The sequence below is a fragment of the Tepidicella xavieri genome, from assembly GCF_004363315.1.
GTDB lineage: Bacteria > Pseudomonadota > Gammaproteobacteria > Burkholderiales > Burkholderiaceae_C > Tepidicella > Tepidicella xavieri.
Map to the genome: position 1 here is coordinate 20,842 of NZ_SNYL01000003.1, position 2,500 is coordinate 23,341.

General features: G+C 54.1%; 2 rRNA genes (1 of these 2 cut by a window edge). Both read right to left on the reverse strand.

Annotation, left to right across the window (positions count from 1 at the left end):
* Positions 1-9: 9 nt before the first annotated feature.
* Positions 10-122, reverse strand: a 5S ribosomal RNA gene (gene rrf / locus DFR43_RS02990).
* Between the two features lie 153 nt (positions 123-275).
* A 23S ribosomal RNA gene (locus tag DFR43_RS02995) occupies positions 276-2,500 on the reverse strand (it continues 653 nt past the right edge of the window).

Sequence of the window (2,500 nt, forward strand, 5' to 3'; positions counted from 1 at the left end):
GGCATAACAGCCTGACGATGACCTACTTTCACACGGGAGACCGCACTATCATCGGCGCGAAGTCGTTTCACTGTCCTGTTCGGGATGGGAAGGAGTGGGACCAACTTGCTATGGTCGTCAGGCATAACGGGTGGCCTGCAAGCGATTGGGGGCTTGCAGGCGAATTCACAGAGTCGAACCGCTCTTGATTGCGTGATCTTGGGCAGCATCACTCATGCGGTATCGAGTCGATACGGCATGCATTCTCTTTGCAGCGATTTCGTGATCAAAATTATAGGGTCAAGCCGCACGGGCAATTAGTACGGGTTAGCTTAACGCATTGCTGCGCTTCCACACCCCGCCTATCCACGTCGTGGTCTACAACGACCCTTCAGGGGGCTCGAGGCCCCGGCAGATCTCATCTTGGAACGAGTTTCCCGCTTAGATGCTTTCAGCGGTTATCTCTTCCGCACATAGCTACCCGGCGATGCCACTGGCGTGACAACCGGTACACCAGAGGTGCGTCCACTCCGGTCCTCTCGTACTAGGAGCAGGCTTCCTCAAATCTGCAGCGCCCACGGAAGATAGGGACCAAACTGTCTCACGACGTTTTAAACCCAGCTCACGTACCTCTTTAAATGGCGAACAGCCATACCCTTGGGACCGGCTACAGCCCCAGGATGAGATGAGCCGACATCGAGGTGCCAAACACCGCCGTCGATATGAACTCTTGGGCGGTATCAGCCTGTTATCCCCAGAGTACCTTTTATCCGTTGAGCGATGGCCCTTCCATACAGAACCACCGGATCACTATGTCCTGCTTTCGCACCTGCTCGACTTGTCAGTCTCGCAGTCAAGCACGCTTATGCCATTGCACTATGAGCACGATGTCCGACCGTGCCTAGCGTACCTTCGAACTCCTCCGTTACGCTTTGGGAGGAGACCGCCCCAGTCAAACTGCCTACCATGCACTGTCCCCACCCCCGATTCAGGGGGCCAGGTTAGAACCTCAAACGCACCAGGGTGGTATTTCAACGTCGGCTCCAGCAGAACTAGCATCCTGCCTTCAAAGCCTCCCACCTATCCTACACAGATCCGTTCAAAGTCCAATACAAAGCTACAGTAAAGGTTCATGGGGTCTTTCCGTCTTTCCGCGGGGAGATTGCATCATCACAAACATTTCAACTTCGCTGAGTCTCGGGAGGAGACAGTGTGGCCATCGTTACGCCATTCGTGCAGGTCGGAACTTACCCGACAAGGAATTTCGCTACCTTAGGACCGTTATAGTTACGGCCGCCGTTTACCGGGACTTCGATCAAGAGCTTGCACCCCATCAATTAATCTTCCGGCACCGGGCAGGCGTCACACCCTATACGTCCACTTTCGTGTTTGCAGAGTGCTGTGTTTTTAGTAAACAGTCGCAGCCACCTATTTTTTGCAACCCATTCATGCTTCGATGTTCTCTACACACTACTAGGGCACACCTTCTTCCGAAGTTACGGTGTCAATTTGCCGAGTTCCTTCTCCCGAGTTCTCTCAAGCGCCTGAGAATACTCATCTCGCGCACCAGTGTCGGTTTGCGGTACGGTCAGCTGCAAGCTGAAGCTTAGTGGCTTTTCCTGGGACCCCGTTTGGTCACTTCGCGAACAAGTCCGCTCGATCGACAGCCTCGGTATATGACACGCGGATTTGCCTACGTGTCGCCTACTTCTGCCTAAACCGGCTCTTCCAACCGCCGGATGACCTAGTAAGATCCGTCCCCACATCGCACTTGCAGCCGGTGCAGGAATGTTGACCTGCTTCCCATCAGCTACGCATCTCTGCCTCGCCTTAGGGGCCGACTCACCCTACGCCGATGAACGTTGCGTAGGAAACCTTGCGCTTACGGCGAGCGGGCTTTTCACCCGCTTTAACGCTACTCATGTCAGCATTCGCACTTCTGATACCTCCAGCAGCCTTCTCAAGCCACCTTCACAGGCTTACAGAACGCTCTCCTACCACCTGCACTCGCGTGCAGATCCGCAGCTTCGGTAACTGGCTTGAGCCCCGTTACATCTTCCGCGCAGGACGACTCGATCAGTGAGCTATTACGCTTTCTTTAAATGATGGCTGCTTCTAAGCCAACATCCTGACTGTTTTAGCCTTCCCACTTCGTTTCCCACTTAGCCAATTTTAGGGACCTTAGCTGGCGGTCTGGGTTGTTTCCCTCTCGTGTCCGGACGTTAGCACCCGGTGCACTGTCTCCCAAGCTCTGCTCTGCGGTATTCGGAGTTTGCCTTGGTTTGGTAAGTCGCCATGACCCCCTAGCCAAAACAGTGCTCTACCCCCGCAGGCAATACTTGAGGCACTACCTAAATAGTTTTCGGAGAGAACCAGCTATTTCCAGGTTTGTTTAGCCTTTCACCCCTATCCACACCTCATCCCCTGCTTTTGCAACAGCAGTGGGTTCGGACCTCCAGTACCTGTTACGGCACCTTCATCCTGGACATGGATAGATCACCTGGTTTCGGGTCTACACCCA